Consider the following 15,114-nt stretch of genomic DNA (forward strand, 5'->3'; position numbering starts at 1 on the left):
AAGCCCCGCCCCGCCCGCCGGCGGACGGCGTCACCGACGCCGACACGGCCCAGCCGCCGGATCCGGTGGAAGGCCGTCATGCACATCCTGCTCATCGCCAGCGCCTACAACAGCCTCACCCAGCGCGTACACGCGGAGCTGAGGGACCGGGGCCACAGCGTCGCCGTCGAGCGCACCCCGGACGGGGACGCCGTGCGCGAGGCCGTCCGCCGGCACGAGCCCCGTCTCGTGCTCGCCCCCATGCTGAGGACCGTCATCCCGGCCGACGTATGGACGCGGCACACCTGTCTCGTCGTCCACCCCGGCCCGGTCGGCGACCGGGGGCCGTCGTCGCTGGACTACGCGGTCCAGGAGGACGCCGGGGTCTGGGGTGTCACCGTTCTGCAGGCCGACGGGGAGATGGACGCCGGAGACGTGTGGGCCGCCGCGAACGTCGCCCTCCCGCCCCTCGCCAAGAGCGATCTCTATCGGGGTGAGGTCTCCGACGCCGCCCTCACCGCCGTCCTGCTCGCCGTCGACCGCTTCTCCTCCGGGACGTACGAGCCCAGGCCGCAGAGCGCCGGGTACGGCCAGGTGAGCGTCCGGCCGTACGTCCGCCAGGAGCTCCGGCGCATCTCCTGGGAGGACGACCCCACCGAGACCGTGCTGCGCAAGCTGCGCGCCGCGGACTCGCAGCCGGGCGTGCTCGACGAACTGCTGGACGGCGAGTGGTTCCTCCACGGCGGTCACCCGGAGGACCAGCTGCGGGGCCGCCCCGGCGAGCTGCTCGCCACCCGGGCCGGCGCCCTGTGCCGGGCGACCGTGGACGGCGCCGTGTGGATCCCCGAACTGCGCCACCGCCGCGACGCCGAGGGGCGGGCCGGTGTGAAGCTGCCCGCCACCCTGGCGCTCGGGGACCGGCTGCCGCTGCTGCCCGATCTCCCCGCGCCCCTCGGCCTCGGCGAACACCGCCGTACCTGGAGCGACATCCGCTACCGGGAGGAGGGGCCCGTCGGGGTGCTGTCGTTCTCCTTCCCCGGCGGCGCGATGAGCACGGAGCACTGCCGGCGGCTGCTCGACGCCTACCGGGTGGCCTGCTCCCGGCCCACCTCGGTACTGGTCCTCGGTGCGGCACGGGACTTCTTCTCCAACGGCATCCACCTCAACGTCATCGAGGCTGCAGCGGACCCCGCGGCGGAGTCCTGGGCCAACATCAACGCGATGGACGATCTCGTGGAGGCCGTGCTCACCACCACGGACCGGCTCGTGGTGGCCGCCGTCGGCGGCAACGCGGCCGCGGGCGGGGTCATGCTCGCGCTGGCCGCCGACGAGGTCTGGTGCCGTGCGGGGTCGATCCTCAACCCCCACTACCGGCTCATGGGTCTGTACGGCTCGGAGTACTGGACCTACTCCCTGCCCCGGCGGGTGGGCGGCCCCATGGCCGAACGCCTCACCTCCCAGGCCCTGCCGGTGACGGCGACCGCCGCACTCCGCCACGGCCTGGTCGAGCGGGTCGTCGAGTGCGGCCCGGAGGAGTTCTCGGGCGAGGTCACCCGGATGGCGGCACGCCTCGCCCCGAATCCCTCGACCCAGTCCCGGATCGCCGCCAAGAAGGCGCAGCGGGAGCGCGACGAGGCCGTGCGGCCGCTGGCCGCGTACCGCGCGGACGAGCTCGCCCGGATGCTGCGGACCTTCTCGGACCCGACCGCCCCCTACCACCGGCTGCGGAGGGCCTTCGTCCGCAAGGAGTCACCGCGGGACGCCCGGCCGGAGGAGGCCCCGGTGGCAGCCGGGACGGCCGCCTGTTAGCAAGGGACGAAGGCCCGATTTCGGGTCTTTTTCTAGCAATATCCCCCAGGAGACGCCTCATGGATGCAGGAACGCCGACCACGGTCGACGCCGCGGCCTCGTCCGGCGCGGCCGCGGCCGAGGACAAACCGATCCATATCCTCTGGATCAACGCCGGACTGAGCTGCGACGGAGACTCGGTCGCGCTGACCGCCGCCATGCAGCCGAGCATCGAGGAGATCGCCCTCGGTGCCCTGCCGGGTCTGCCGAAGATCCAGGTCCACTGGCCGCTGATCGACTTCGAGTGCGGTCCGGTGGGCGGCGCGGACACCTTCATCGAGTGGTTCTTCAAGGGGGAGCGCGGGGAGATCGACCCGTTCGTGCTCGTCGTCGAGGGCTCCGTGCCCAATGAGTCGATCAAGCAGGAGGGGTACTGGTGCGGCTTCGGCGACGATCCCGAGACCGGCCAGCCCATCACGACCAGCGAGTGGATCGACCGGCTGGCCCCCAACGCGCTCGCCGTGGTGGCGATCGGCACCTGCGCCACGTACGGCGGCATCCACGCGATGGCCGGCAACCCCACCGGCGCCATGGGCGTGCCCGACTACCTCGGCTGGGACTGGAAGTCCAAGGCGGGCATCCCGATCGTGTGCGTCCCCGGCTGTCCGATCCAGCCGGACAACTTCGCGGAGACACTGACGTACCTGCTCTACCAGGCGGCCGGCTCCGCGCCGATGATCCCGCTCGACGACAAGCTCCGCCCCACCTGGTTGTTCGGCCAGACCGTCCACGAGGGCTGCGACCGGGCCGGCTACTACGAGCAGGGCCAGTTCGCCGAGACGTACGACTCGCCCGAGTGCCTGGTGAAGATCGGCTGCTGGGGGCCCGTCGTCAAGTGCAACGTGCCCAAGCGCGGCTGGATGAACGGGATCGGCGGCTGCCCGAACGTGGGCGGCATCTGCATCGCCTGCACCATGCCGGGCTTCCCCGACAAGTTCATGCCGTTCATGGACGAGCCGCCCGGCGGCAAGCTCTCCAGCACGGCGAGCGGCGCCTACGGCGCCGTGATCCGCAGGCTCCGCAACATCACGGCCAGGACCGTGGACAAGGAGCCCAAGTGGCGGCACACGGGCGACAAGATCACCACCGGTTACCGGCCACCGTGGTCGGCGTGACCCCCTCCGGGACAGCGACACCCCCCTCCCGCTCGACGACGTGATGACGTGAAGAAGGGCACCGCACACACGATGGCACCGAAGACACAAGCGGCCGGCGACGGCCTGGTGGAGATGTCCTGGGATCCGATCACCCGGATCGTGGGCAGTCTCGGCATCCACACCAAGATCGACTTCAAGCAGAAGCGGGTCGCCGAGTGCTACAGCACCTCGTCGGTCTTCCGCGGCTACAGCGTCTTCATGCGCGGCAAGGACCCGCGCGACGCGCACTTCATCACCAGCCGCATCTGCGGCATCTGCGGTGACAACCACGCCACGTGCTCCGTCTACACGCAGAACATGGCGTACGGGGTGAAGCCGCCGCACCTCGGCGAATGGATCATCAACCTCGGCGAGTCGGCCGAGTACATGTTCGACCACAACATCTTCCAGGAGAACCTGGTCGGGGTCGACTACTGCGAGAAGATGGTCCGCGAGACCAACCCGGGCGTCTGGGAGATGGCGCAGCGCACCGAGGCCCCGCACGCCGCCGAGCACGGCTACCGCACGATCGCCGACATCATGACCTCGCTGAACCCGCTCGAGGGCGAGTTCTACCGCGAGGCCCTCCAGGTCAGCCGCTACACCCGGGAGATGTTCTGCCTGATGGAGGGCCGCCATGTGCACCCCTCCACGCTCTACCCGGGCGGTGTCGGCACGGTCGCCTCCGTCCAGCTCTTCACGGACTACATGTCCCGCCTCATGCGCTACGTGGAGTTCATGAAGCGCGTCGTCCCGCTCCACGACGACCTGTTCGACTTCTTCTACGAAGCCCTGCCCGGCTACGAGGAGGTCGGCCGCCGCCGGGTGCTGCTCGGCTGCTGGGGCGCCCTGAACGACCCCGAGTACTGCGACTTCACCTACGCCAACATGACCGACTGGGGACGGAAGATGTTCGTCACCCCCGGTGTCGTCGTGGACGGCAAGCTGGTCACCAACGACCTCACGCAGATCAACCTCGGCATCCGGATCCTGCTCGGCAGCTCGTACTACGAGGACTGGGAGGGCCAGGAGCAGTTCGTCACCCACGACCCGCTCGGCAACCCCGTCGACCCGCGCCACCCGTGGAACCAGCACACCATCCCCGCCCCCCAGAAGCGGGACTTCGGCGACAAGTACAGCTGGGTCATGTCCCCGCGCTGGTACGACGGCAAGGAGTACCTGCCCCTCGACACCGGCGGCGGCCCCATCGCCAGGCTGTGGTCCACCGCGCTCTCCGGCCTCGTCGACATCGGCTACGTCAAGGCCACCGGACACAGCGTCGTCATCAACCTGCCGCGCTCGCTCACCAAGCCGGAGACCACCTTCGAGTGGAAGATCCCGCAGTGGAGCAACGCGCTGGAGCGCAACCGCGCCCGCACCTACTTCCAGGCCTACTCCGCCGCCGTCGCGCTGCACTTCGCCGAGAAGGGCCTCGAGGAGGTCCGCGCCGGTCGCAGCCAGACCTGGGAGAAGTTCGACGTCCCCGACGAGTCCATCGGAGTCGGTTTCACCGAGGCCGTCAGGGGCGTCCTCTCCCACCACATGGTCATCCGGGACGGCAAGATCGCCAACTACCACCCCTACCCGCCGACCCCGTGGAACGCGAGTACCCGCGACACCTACGGCACCCCCGGCCCGTACGAGGACGCCGTGCAGAACACGCCCATCTTCGAGGAGAACTCCCCGGAGAACTTCAAGGGCATCGACATCATGCGGGCCGTCCGCAGCTTCGACCCGTGTCTGCCGTGCGGCGTCCACATGTACGTCGGCGACGGCCGGACCGTGAAGTCGATGCACGTGCCCACCGGACTGAGCGGCCTCGCCGGATGAGCCCGGTCACCGGCACGGTCAGCGCCGAGCGGGCGGGCAGGCGGGTCGAGGAGATCCTCGACCGGCTGGCCGCCGGAGGCGACGAGCAGGCGTGCACCGCCGCCGAGGAACTCGTCCGGGTCCTCATGGACTTCTACGGCGCCGCACTGGCCAGGACCGTCGAACTGCTCGCCCGCCCCGGCGGCGACGAGGCCGGCGAAGGGCGTCCCCCCGCCCCGCTCGACGGGCTGCTCGGCGACGAACTCGTCAGCAGCCTGCTGGTCCTGCACGACCTGCACCCCGAGGACGTGCCCACGCGGATCGCACGTGCGCTGCGCGGGGTGCGGCACTCCCTCGAATCGGCCGGGTACGACGAAAGCACCGGCGTTCTGCGGCTCCGCCTCACCGGCTCCACCGGATGCGGCTGCCCGAGCACCCAGGAAGTCGCGCGGCAGGCGGCCGTCGAGGCACTCGCCTGCTTCGCGCCCGAGGTGACGGCCGTGGAACTCCACCCCGTCACCCGCGAACCGGCTCTCCTGCAGATCGGCGCAGGGCCGCCCGGCGGTGGTTCCGCCGCGGGCCGGACGCCGGCCACGGCGACGTGAGCGCGGTCCCGACGGGTCCGGGGCGGCAGCGGCCCGCCCCGGGGCCGCGCGGACTGCGCCGGTTCACGGCGCCCCGGCCACCCCGCGAGGAGCGCTGCGAACTGTGCGGTGCCGCGCTCCCGGACGCGAGTCACCGGCATCTGGTGGACACCGAGAAGCGGGCCCTGGCCTGTGCCTGCGGTCCGTGCACCCAGCTCCTCCACCGGCCCGGCTCGTCCCAGGGCCGATTCCGGGCCGTGCCCGCGCGCCATCTCACCGACCCCGGACACCGCGTCGACGACACGACCTGGGACCTGCTGCGGATCCCGGTGGGCGTCGCCTTCTTCTTCCACAACTCCGCGCTCGGACGGCCCGTCGCGCTCTACCCGAGCCCGGCGGGCGCCACCGAGAGCGAGCCGGAACCGTCGTCCTGGGAGACGGTGCTGGCCGCGACCGAACTGGCCGGCATGCTCGAACCCGACGTGGAGGCACTGCTGCTGCGCCGCTCCGGCGGCCGCACCGAGTGCCATCTGGTCCCGGTCGACGCCGCCTACGAACTCGTTGGCCGGATGCGGCTCACCTGGCACGGTTTCGACGGCGGTCCCCGGGCCCGCGCCGAGCTCGACGCCTTCTTCGACCGCGTACGACAGCGGGCCACACCGCTCCGGGGGAGCCGGACATGACCGAATTCACCTTCCACTGCACGGACGTACGGGCCGATCCGTACGCCGCCGGCCCGACGCTCGTCTTCCGGCTGCGCGTCACCGCGTCGCCCGGGACCCGCGTCCACGCCCTCGCCCTGCGCTGCCAGTTGCGCATCGAACCGGCCCGGCGCGGCTACGCCGACTCCGAGGCCGAGGGCCTGAAAGACCTGTTCGGCGAGCGTTCACGCTGGGGCACCTCGATGCATCCGCTGCAGTTCGCGCAGGTCTCCCACATGGTGCCCGGCTTCACCGGCGAGACCGAGACCGATCTGCCCGTGCCGTGCACCTACGACATGGACGTGGCCGCGACCCGCTACGCCCACGCCCTGTCCGAGGGCGAGGTGCCGCTGCTGCTGCTCTTCTCCGGCACCGCCTTCACCGGCTCCGGCGGGTTCCACGTCGAACCGGTGCCGTGGGACCGGGAGGCCGCGTTCCGGATGCCCGTGAAGGTCTGGCAGGAGATGGTCGACCAGCACTTCCCGGGCTGCGGCTGGATCCGTCTGCCGCGCGAGACCATGGACGGGCTCCTCGCCTTCCGTTCGCGGCGCGCCCTGCCCTCCTGGGAGTCCACGGTCGAAGCCCTGCTCGACGCGTCCGGCGGGAGGTCGGCCCCGTGACCACCGCCGTCTTCACGCCCGAGACCGTGTCCCGGCTCGCCGCCGCGCGTCACGTCGCCGACGCGGTCCTCTTCGAGGGCTACGTCCTCTACCCGTACCGGGCCTCGGCGGCCAAGAACCGGCTGCGCTGGCAGTTCGGGGTGCTCGTGCCGCCCGCCTGGAGCGCCCGCTGCGAGGAGCACGACTTCCAGCGCACCGAGTGCCTGATGGAGCCCCGGGCCGGTGCGGCCCTCGCGGTGGAGGTCCGCTTCCTCCACGCCCAGCGGCGCACCGTCCAGCGGGCCACCATGGACGGCGGCTTCGAGACGGTCCGCGAACTCGACCTGGAGGACCGGGTCCTGGTCCCCTGGGACGAGGGTGTCGAGGAACGCGTCGAACTGACCGTGCCCGTCGCCGAGCTGGCGGGTGAGGGCGTCGCCGTCCCCTTCGCCCGGCCCTCCCGGGAGGAGACCGAACCGGTCCTGGACCGGGAGGGGCGCACCGTCGGCCGTCTCCTGCGCCGCCGTGAGGAGATCACCGGCGTGGTGCGGCTCTCCGCCGCCGAACTCGAAGGCCCCTACCGGGCGATGCGGCTCACGGCCGTCGTGGAGAACACGGGCGACTGGATGCCGCAGCCCGGCGGTGATCGCGACGCGGCCCTGCCGTACTCGCTCGTCGCCAGCCATCTGCTGCTCTGCCTCGACCGCGGTTCGTTCCTGTCCATGACCGACCCGCCGGAGTGGGCGAAGGGAGCCGTCGCGGCGTGCCGGAACCTCCACACCTGGCCCGTGCTCGCGGGCGAGCCCGGCCGGACGGACCTGGTGCTGTCGTCGCCGATCATCCTCGAGGACCATGCGGCCATCGCACCGGAGAGTCCCGGTGCCCTCTACGACGCCACCGAGATCGACGAGATCCTCGCCCTGCGCACCGCGGCCCTCACGGACGAGGAGAAGCGTGAGGCCAGGGGCACAGACGAGCGGGCCGCCGCGGTCATCGAGCTGGCCGACACCATGCCCGCGGAGGTCCTGGAACGGCTTCACGGCGCCGTGCGCAGCCTGCGGGAGGTCACCGGCCCCGCGCCGCACGAGGACCCCTTCGCCGACGGTCACGGCACCGCCCGACCCGACACCCCCTGGTGGGACCCGGGCGGCGACACGAGCGTCGACCCCGGGCACGACCGGGTGACGGTGGACGGCGTCCCCGTCGGCGCGGGAAGCCGGGTCGTGCTGCGGCCCGGCCGGCGCCACAGCGACGCGCAGGACCTCTTCCTGCACGGCCGCACCGCGCTGGTCGAGGCCGTGCTGCACGATGTGGACGGCGGTGTGCACATCGCGGTCACCGTCGAGGGCGACCCCGGCGCCGACATCCGCCGCGAACAGGGCCGGTTCCTCTACTTCCAGCCCGACGAGGTCGAGCCCCTGGAGACCGTGTGAACGCCCCCGCGCAGGACCGCCCCCGGACCCTCGTCGCCGGCGTCGGCAACATCTTCCTCGGCGACGACGGCTTCGGCGTCGAGACCGTGCGCGCGCTGGCCGGGCAACCGCTGCCGGCCCACGTCGAGCTCGCCGACATCGGCATCCGCGGCGTCCACCTCGCCTACCAGCTGCTGGACGGGTACGACGCCCTCGTCCTGGTCGACGCGACGGCCCGCGGCGGCGAGCCGGGAACGCTCTACCTCATCGAGCCGGAACCCGGCGGCGGTGCCGTCGCCCCCACGGACGCCGTCGCCCTCGACGGCCACCGGATGTCCCCCGACGCCGTACTTGCCCTGCTGGACACGCTCTGTGCCGGTACCGGCGCCGCGGCGCCGGGCCGCGTCCTCGTCGTCGGTTGCGAACCCGCCTGTGTCGAGGAGGGGATCGGACTCAGCCCGCAGGTCGCCGCCGCCGTACCGGGAGCCGTTCGCATGATCACGGACCTGGTGCACCAGACAGCCCCGGCACCGACCGGTCTCACCCGAGGAGCACACCCATGAACAAGAAGGTCATCGGCGGCGCGGCCGCCGCCACCGCGGTCGTCGCGCTCGTCAAGGGACTCCTCCCGGACATCAGGCGCTATCTGCGCATCCGCAGGATGTGACCCGCACCGCCTGACTCGCGGGATCCGACCAGCGTGCAGTGCCACGGGGACCGCCCCCACGGGGGCGGTCCCCGGGTCGCTCGGTACGACCCGCGCGAGTGCCGTCCCGCGGCCGCTGCACCGAACGGCGGACGCGACCGGGCACCCTCGGCGCGCCGGTCGGAGCGGCCCGGCGGGCGCCCCTGTAATGGGCACGGCCACGCCCGTCCCCGGGCACAACGGGCCACCGCCGCGCAGGACGGAGACCGATGCACGAGATGTCCATCGCGCTCGCCGTCGTCGACCAGGTCGAGGAGGCGGCACGCTCGCACGGCGCCTCCGCGGTGCGCACCGTGCGCCTGCGGATCGGCGAGCTGGCCGGAGTCGTCCCCGACGCGCTCGCCTTCTCCTTCCAACTGGCCTGTGCGGGCACCCTCGTCGAGGGAGCAGAACTCGTCACCGAGACCGTGCCCGGTCTCGCCCGCTGCGCCCCGTGCGGCGACGAGTGGGCGGTGGGCATGCCGCCGCGGCTGACCTGCCCGGTGTGCGACCGGGCCGCCGCGGACCTGGTCTCCGGCCGCGAACTGCGGATCGCCGCCGTGGAGTGGCGAGACGACCCCGCGGACCCCCGGGTTCGCGAACCGATCTCCGAGGAGGGCTGACCCATGTGCCGTGTTGTCGATCTGCAGCAGGCGGTGCTCGCCAAGAACGACGCGACCGCCGGCGTCCTGCGCAGGGAGCTGGCCGCGCGCGGGACGACCGTCGTGAACGTGCTGTCCAGCCCCGGCAGCGGCAAGACGGCCCTGCTCGAGGCCGAACTCCTGCTGGCCCGGGAACGGGGCGTCACGGCCGCGGCCCTCACGGCCGATCTGGCCACCGAGAACGACGCCGTACGCCTCGCCCGTTCCGGACTGCCCGTCAAGCAGGTGCTCACCGACGGGCTCTGCCACCTCGAAGCGGACATGCTCGCCGGGCACCTCCACGGCTGGCTGGCCGAGGACACCCGGCTGGTCTTCGTCGAGAACGTCGGCAACCTGGTCTGCCCCGCCTCGTACGACCTCGGCGAGGCACTCAGGGTGGTGCTGGCCTCCGTCACCGAGGGCGAGGACAAGCCGCTGAAGTACCCCACGGCCTTCGGCCTCGCCCACCTCGTGATCATCACCAAGACCGACATCGCGGAGGCCGTCGGTTTCGACGAGGCCGCCTTCCGCGCCAACGTCGAGCAGGTCAACCCGGGCGTGGACGTGGTCCTCACCTCCGCCCGTACCGGCGCCGGGACGGGAGCGCTCCTCGACCGGGCGCTGGCGGCGGCGGACGGCACCGCGGTCCACATGCCGGTGATGGCACAGGCCCGGGCGTGACCACCTCCGCGCCGGGCCCGGCCGCATCCCGGACCGGGCCCGTCGGCCCCGCGTCCGCCCAGCGGCGTCGGGTCACCGTGCGGGGCGTGGTGCAGGGGGTCGGCTTCCGTCCGTTCCTCCACAAACTCGCCACGGAGCTGGAACTGACGGGCCATGTGACGAACACCGGTGACGGAGTCGTCGCCGAGGTGGAGGGGGCCCCGGTCGCGGTGGCCCGCTTCTGCGCCAGGATCGCCGAGGAGGCCCCGCCCCTCGCACTCGTCGAGTCGGTCCACGACAGGGAGGTCCCAGTCACCGGGGGCAGCCAGTTCCGCATCGTCGCCTCGGACAGGGACGGGCCCGTGCGCACCCTGGTCTCCCCGGACACCGCCACCTGCGCGGACTGCCTGCGTGAACTCGCCGACCCGGCCGACCGCCGCCACCGGCACCCCTTCATCACCTGTACGCACTGCGGCCCGCGCTTCACCATCGTCACGGGCCTGCCCTACGACCGCGAACACACGACGATGGCGGGCTTCCCCATGTGCGCCGACTGCGCCCGGGAGTACACCGACCCGGGCGACCGGCGCTTCCACGCGCAGCCCGTGGCCTGCCCCTCCTGCGGACCGCGGCTGCGGATGATCGTGGCCCCCGCCGCCCCCGGCCTCCGTCCACGGCACGTGGTCGCTCCGGACCCCAACGACCGCAGCCTCGGCGGGCCCGTCGTCGCCGACCCGCTGCGGGAGGCCCGCGAACTGCTGTCGGACGGGGCGATCCTCGCCGTCAAGGGCCTCGGCGGCTACCACCTCGCCTGCGACGCCGGCAACAAGGGAGCCGTGGCGCTGCTGCGCCGTCGCAAGGCCCGCGGCGACAAGCCGTTCGCGCTCATGGCCAGGGACGTCGAGGACATCGAGCACCTGGTCCACCTCGGTGCCGAGGAGCGTGAGCTGCTCACCGGCCCGGTCCGGCCGATCGTCCTCGTGCGCCGCCGCGTACCTCCCGCCGACGCCCCGCCCGGAGCCCCGCGGCCGGTGGAGGGGGTGGCCCCGGGCAGCCCCGACCTCGGTGTGATGCTGCCGTACACCCCCCTGCACCAGCTGCTGCTCGGTCTTCCCGGAGAGGAACGCACCGGCCCCCGGCTGCTCGTCATGACCAGCGGGAACCTGGCCGGGGAACCGATCGTCACCGACGACGAGGAGGCGCTGGAACGGCTGGCGGACCTGGCGGACGCATGGCTGCTGCACGACCGGCCCATCCACGTCCCCTGCGACGACTCGGTGGTGCGCGTCTGCGACGGGGAACTCCTCACCCTGCGCCGCTCCCGGGGGCACGCCCCGCTGCCGGTCACCCTGCCGCTGCCGGTCCCGCCACTGCTCGCGGTCGGCGGAGACCTCAAGAACACGTTCTGCCTGGGCAGCGACCGCAGAGCCTGGCTGTCGGCGCACATCGGCGACATGGACGACCTCGCCACCCAGCACGCCTTCGCCTGCGCGGAGGAGCAACTGGAGGAGATCACGGGGGTGCGGCCGCAGCTGTACGCCGCCGACCGTCATCCCGGCTACCGCTCCGCCCGGTGGGCCCGGCACAACGCCGGGGGCCGGCCCGTCGTGCACGTCCAGCACCACCACGCGCACATCGCCTCCGCCATGGCCGAGCACGGCCTCGACGGCAGCCGCCCCGTGATCGGCGTCGCCTTCGACGGAACCGGCTACGGGGACGACGGCGCCGTGTGGGGCGGCGAGGTCCTGCTCGCCGACTACGACGGCTTCCACCGCTACGCCCACCTCGGCTACGTCCCGCTCCCCGGCGGCGACGCGGCCGTGCGGCGCCCCTACCGCATGGCACTCGCCCATCTGCGCGCGGCCGGTATCGGCTGGAGCGGCGACCTGCCGTGCACCGTCGCCTGCCCGGAGCAGGAGCTACCGCTGTTGCGCCGGCAGTTGGAGCGTGGCCTCAACTGCGTCCCGACCTCCAGCATGGGCCGGCTCTTCGACGCGGTCTCCTCCCTCGCGGGCGTGTGCCACATGGCGGGGTACGAGGCCCAGGCCGCGATCGAACTCGAAGCGGCCGCGGTCCTGGCGGGCGGCGTGTGCGGTGAGCCCTACGCGTTCGGGCTGCGTCCGGCGGGCCGGGGTCCCGCCGCCGCGATGACCGCCGACCCCGCACCCGTCCTGGCCGCGGTCGTCGCCGACGTGCGCGCCGGCACACCGGCGTCCGTGATCGCGGGGCGCTTCCACGGCGCGGTCGCCGCACTCGTCCGCAGGATCTGCGCCACGGCCCGGGAGCGGCACGGGATGGAGACCGTGGCGCTGACCGGGGGAGTGTTCGCCAACGCGGTGCTCTCCTCGGCGTGCGCGGCCGGGCTGCGGGAGGACGGTTTCACCGTACTGCGCCACCACCGGATCCCGCCGAACGACGGAGGGCTGGCACTCGGCCAGCTCGTCGTGGCCGCCCATGCCGCGGGAGACACCGGATGACGCGGCGGCAGACAGTACAACAGCGAGGAGAGACGCATGTGCCTGGCGGTACCCGGCAGGGTGCTGGACATCGAGGACCGGGACGGCACCCGCATGGCCAACGTCGACTTCGGCGGGGTGGTCAAGGAGGTGTGCCTGGAGTACCTGCCCGATCTGAGGGTCGGTGAATACGCCATCGTCCACGTGGGATTCGCCCTGCAGCGGCTGGACGAGGAGTCGGCGCGGCGGACCCTGGAGCTGTTCGAGAACCTCGGGCTGCTCCAGGAGGAGTTCGGCGACCCGGACGGGCCCGACGGGTCCGGCGACTCCCTCGAGGAGGCCCGGCGATGAAGTACATCGAGGAGTTCCAGGACCCGGCCCTGGCCGAGCGCCTGCTCGACGAGATCCGCGCCGCCGTGACGCGGCCGTGGGCGCTGATGGAGGTGTGCGGGGGCCAGACCCACACCATCATCCGGCACGGCATCGACCAGCTCCTCCCGGACGAGGTCGAGCTGATCCACGGCCCCGGCTGCCCCGTCTGCGTCACCCCGCTGGAGGTCATCGACAAGGCCCTGGAGATCGCGTCCCGCCCCGGGGTGATCTTCTGTTCCTTCGGCGACATGCTCCGGGTGCCGGGCACCGGACGCGATCTGTTCCAGGTGCGCGGCGAGGGCGGTGACGTCCGGGTGGTGTACTCGCCGCTCGACGCGCTCCGCGTCGCCCGGCAGAACCCGGACCGGGAGGTCGTGTTCTTCGGCATCGGCTTCGAGACCACCGCGCCCCCCAACGCGATGACGGTGTATCAGGCCCGCAGACTCGGAATCCCGAACTTCAGCCTGCTGGTGTCCCATGTGCGGGTGCCGCCCGCGATCGAGGCGATCATGCGGTCCCCGAACTGCCGTGTCCAGGCATTCCTCGCGGCCGGACACGTGTGCAGCGTGATGGGCACCGACGAGTACCCCGGCCTCGCCGAGCGCTACCGGGTCCCCATCGTCGTCACGGGTTTCGAGCCGCTGGACATCCTCGAGGGCGTACGGCGGACCGTCCTGCAACTGGAGCGCGGCGAACACACCGTGGACAACGCCTACCCGCGGGCGGTCCGGCCGGAGGGGAACCCCGCGGCCCGCGCGATGCTCGCCGACGTCTTCGAGGTCACCGACCGCGCCTGGCGCGGTATCGGCGTCATCCCGGACAGCGGGTGGCGCCTGTCGTCCCGGTACCGGGAGTACGACGCGGAGCACCGTTTCCAGGTCACCGGCATCGACACCCGCGAACCGGCCGCCTGTCGCAGCGGCGAGGTCCTGCAGGGCCTGCTGAAACCCCACGAGTGCGAGGCGTTCGGCACCGTCTGCACGCCGCGCACCCCGCTCGGCGCCACCATGGTCTCCAGCGAGGGCGCCTGCGCGGCCTACTACCTCTACCGGCGGCTCGACCTGCCGGCCGCCGTCACGCGTTCCCCGGAGGGCAGTCCCGTTGTCTGAGACCACCGAAGCCCCGGACGTCCTCGCGTGGACGTGCCCGCTGCCGCATCGCGACCGGTCCCGGGTGGTGATGGGCCACGGCGGCGGCGGGGCCCTCTCCGCCGAACTGGTTCGCGAGGTGTTCGCCCCCGCCTACGGCGGACCCGCGCTGTCCGCCATGGGGGACTCCGCGACGGTCGAACTGGGCGGCGCGCGGCTGGCGTTCTCGACCGACTCCTTCGTGGTGCGCCCGCTGTTCTTCCCCGGTGGGAGCATCGGGGACCTCGCCGTCAACGGCACCGTCAACGACCTCGCCATGAGCGGTGCCCGGCCCGCGTTCCTGTCCTGCGGGTTCATCCTCGAGGAGGGCGTCGAGACCGAGGTCGTGCGACGGGTGGCCGAGGCGCTCGGCGAGGCGGCCCGAACCGCGGGCGTGGAGGTGGTGACCGGCGACACCAAGGTCGTCGAAGCGGGCCACGGCGACGGCGTATTCATCAACACCTCCGGCATCGGCCTGATCCCGCGGGGCGTCGACCTGCGGCCGCAGCGCGTGGTGCCCGGTGACGTGGTGATCGTGAGCGGTCCGATCGGCGTCCACGGCGTGGCCGTCATGAGCGTGCGCGAGGGGCTGGAGTTCGGGGTCGAGATCGAGAGCGACTGTGCGGCCCTCGCCGGTCTCGTCGAGGCGATGCTCGCCGTCACGGGGGATCTGCACGTCCTGCGCGACCCGACCCGCGGGGGACTGGCCGCCGCGCTCAACGAGATCGCGTCGGCGTCCGGCACGGGCGTCGTCGTCCAGGAGCGGTCCGTTCCCGTCCCGGCCCCCGTGGCCAACGCCTGCGCCGTGCTCGGCCTGGATCCGATGTACGTCGCCAACGAGGGGAAGCTGGTCGCGTTCGTGCCCCGTGAGCACGCCGACGCCGTACTTGCGGCCATGCGCGCGCATCCGCTCGGCAGGGAGGCGGCGGTGATCGGCGAGGCGGTCGAGAGCCACCCCGGGATGGTGGTCGCCCGTACGGGGCTGGGAGGCACGCGCGTCGTGGATCTGCCGCTCGGCGAGCAGCTGCCCCGCATCTGCTGACGACGGGCGACCGGCCGCCGCGGCGGCCCGGCACGCACGGCCCCCTCGTGGGGGCGTGGGCTG

14 protein-coding genes are annotated in these 15,114 nt (G+C 72.6%); all 14 read left to right on the forward strand.

The window, feature by feature from the left end:
- Positions 1–78 precede the first annotated feature (78 nt).
- The 14 genes from AB0J10_RS25600 (at position 79) to hypE (ending at position 15,051) form a co-directional block, all read left to right on the forward strand.
- On the forward strand, positions 79–1,788 hold the full coding sequence (locus tag AB0J10_RS25600) for a hydrogenase maturation protein (protein ID WP_363064802.1): 1,710 nt from the start codon (positions 79–81) through the stop codon (positions 1,786–1,788).
- A gap of 59 nt (positions 1,789–1,847) precedes the next feature.
- Positions 1,848–2,942 carry a hydrogenase expression protein HypE gene (locus tag AB0J10_RS25605; protein WP_363064803.1) on the forward strand — a complete coding sequence of 365 codons (1,095 nt, stop codon included), beginning with the start codon at positions 1,848–1,850 and terminating at the stop codon, positions 2,940–2,942.
- A 72-nt stretch (positions 2,943–3,014) separates the two neighbouring features.
- Positions 3,015–4,793: a nickel-dependent hydrogenase large subunit gene (locus tag AB0J10_RS25610; RefSeq protein ID WP_363064804.1), complete on the forward strand. Its 1,779-nt coding sequence runs from the start codon at positions 3,015–3,017 to the stop codon at positions 4,791–4,793.
- Positions 4,790–5,377, forward strand: coding sequence for a hypothetical protein (locus AB0J10_RS25615; RefSeq protein ID WP_363064805.1), 588 nt, complete (start codon positions 4,790–4,792; stop codon positions 5,375–5,377). The genes AB0J10_RS25610 and AB0J10_RS25615 overlap by 4 nt, the downstream gene beginning before the upstream one ends.
- Positions 5,374–6,039, forward strand: a complete 666-nt coding sequence (locus AB0J10_RS25620) for a DUF5947 family protein (protein ID WP_363064806.1) — start codon at positions 5,374–5,376, stop codon at positions 6,037–6,039. Before AB0J10_RS25615 ends, AB0J10_RS25620 begins: the two co-directional genes overlap by 4 nt.
- Positions 6,036–6,677, forward strand: a complete 642-nt coding sequence (locus AB0J10_RS25625; protein WP_363064807.1) for a DUF6084 family protein — start codon at positions 6,036–6,038, stop codon at positions 6,675–6,677. The genes AB0J10_RS25620 and AB0J10_RS25625 overlap by 4 nt, the downstream gene beginning before the upstream one ends.
- Positions 6,674–8,089, forward strand: a complete 1,416-nt coding sequence (locus AB0J10_RS25630) for a hypothetical protein (RefSeq protein ID WP_363064808.1) — start codon at positions 6,674–6,676, stop codon at positions 8,087–8,089. The genes AB0J10_RS25625 and AB0J10_RS25630 overlap by 4 nt, the downstream gene beginning before the upstream one ends.
- Complete coding sequence (locus tag AB0J10_RS25635; RefSeq protein ID WP_363064809.1) at positions 8,086–8,631, forward strand: hydrogenase maturation protease; 546 nt, start codon at positions 8,086–8,088, stop codon at positions 8,629–8,631. The genes AB0J10_RS25630 and AB0J10_RS25635 overlap by 4 nt, the downstream gene beginning before the upstream one ends.
- 352 nt (positions 8,632–8,983) lie before the next feature.
- Positions 8,984–9,376: a hydrogenase maturation nickel metallochaperone HypA gene (hypA, locus tag AB0J10_RS25640; protein WP_363064810.1), complete on the forward strand. Its 393-nt coding sequence runs from the start codon at positions 8,984–8,986 to the stop codon at positions 9,374–9,376.
- Between the two features lie 3 nt (positions 9,377–9,379).
- Positions 9,380–10,075 carry a hydrogenase nickel incorporation protein HypB gene (gene hypB / locus AB0J10_RS25645; protein ID WP_363064811.1) on the forward strand — a complete coding sequence of 232 codons (696 nt, stop codon included), beginning with the start codon at positions 9,380–9,382 and terminating at the stop codon, positions 10,073–10,075.
- Positions 10,072–12,531 (forward strand): carbamoyltransferase HypF, encoded by a 2,460-nt coding sequence (hypF, locus tag AB0J10_RS25650; RefSeq protein WP_363064812.1) that lies wholly within the window; start codon positions 10,072–10,074, stop codon positions 12,529–12,531. Before hypB ends, hypF begins: the two co-directional genes overlap by 4 nt.
- 36 nt (positions 12,532–12,567) lie before the next feature.
- Entirely contained in the window at positions 12,568–12,861 is a 294-nt protein-coding gene (locus tag AB0J10_RS25655) for a HypC/HybG/HupF family hydrogenase formation chaperone (protein ID WP_363064813.1), read from the forward strand.
- Entirely contained in the window at positions 12,858–13,991 is a 1,134-nt protein-coding gene (gene hypD / locus AB0J10_RS25660; RefSeq protein ID WP_363064814.1) for a hydrogenase formation protein HypD, read from the forward strand. The genes AB0J10_RS25655 and hypD overlap by 4 nt, the downstream gene beginning before the upstream one ends.
- Positions 13,984–15,051 carry a hydrogenase expression/formation protein HypE gene (gene hypE / locus AB0J10_RS25665; RefSeq protein WP_363064815.1) on the forward strand — a complete coding sequence of 356 codons (1,068 nt, stop codon included), beginning with the start codon at positions 13,984–13,986 and terminating at the stop codon, positions 15,049–15,051. Before hypD ends, hypE begins: the two co-directional genes overlap by 8 nt.
- The last annotated feature ends 63 nt before the right edge of the window (positions 15,052–15,114 follow it).

The sequence above is a fragment of the Streptomyces sp. NPDC049887 genome (assembly GCF_040656535.1).
GTDB lineage: Bacteria > Actinomycetota > Actinomycetes > Streptomycetales > Streptomycetaceae > Streptomyces.

Bases quoted from the DNA above. Each gene is read 5' to 3' on its own strand.
- AB0J10_RS25600 (WP_363064802.1), top strand. From the start codon at position 79: ATGCACATCCTGCTCATCGCCAGCGCCTACAACAGCCTCACCCAGCGC.
- hypB (WP_363064811.1), top strand. From the start codon at position 9,380: ATGTGCCGTGTTGTCGATCTGCAGCAGGCGGTGCTCGCCAAGAACGAC.
- AB0J10_RS25655 (WP_363064813.1), top strand. From the start codon at position 12,568: ATGTGCCTGGCGGTACCCGGCAGGGTGCTGGACATCGAGGACCGGGAC.
- AB0J10_RS25625 (WP_363064807.1), top strand. From the start codon at position 6,036: ATGACCGAATTCACCTTCCACTGCACGGACGTACGGGCCGATCCGTAC.
- hypD (WP_363064814.1), top strand. From the start codon at position 12,858: ATGAAGTACATCGAGGAGTTCCAGGACCCGGCCCTGGCCGAGCGCCTG.
- AB0J10_RS25610 (WP_363064804.1), top strand. From the start codon at position 3,015: ATGGCACCGAAGACACAAGCGGCCGGCGACGGCCTGGTGGAGATGTCC.
- AB0J10_RS25605 (WP_363064803.1), top strand. From the start codon at position 1,848: ATGGATGCAGGAACGCCGACCACGGTCGACGCCGCGGCCTCGTCCGGC.
- hypA (WP_363064810.1), top strand. From the start codon at position 8,984: ATGCACGAGATGTCCATCGCGCTCGCCGTCGTCGACCAGGTCGAGGAG.
- AB0J10_RS25615 (WP_363064805.1), top strand. From the start codon at position 4,790: ATGAGCCCGGTCACCGGCACGGTCAGCGCCGAGCGGGCGGGCAGGCGG.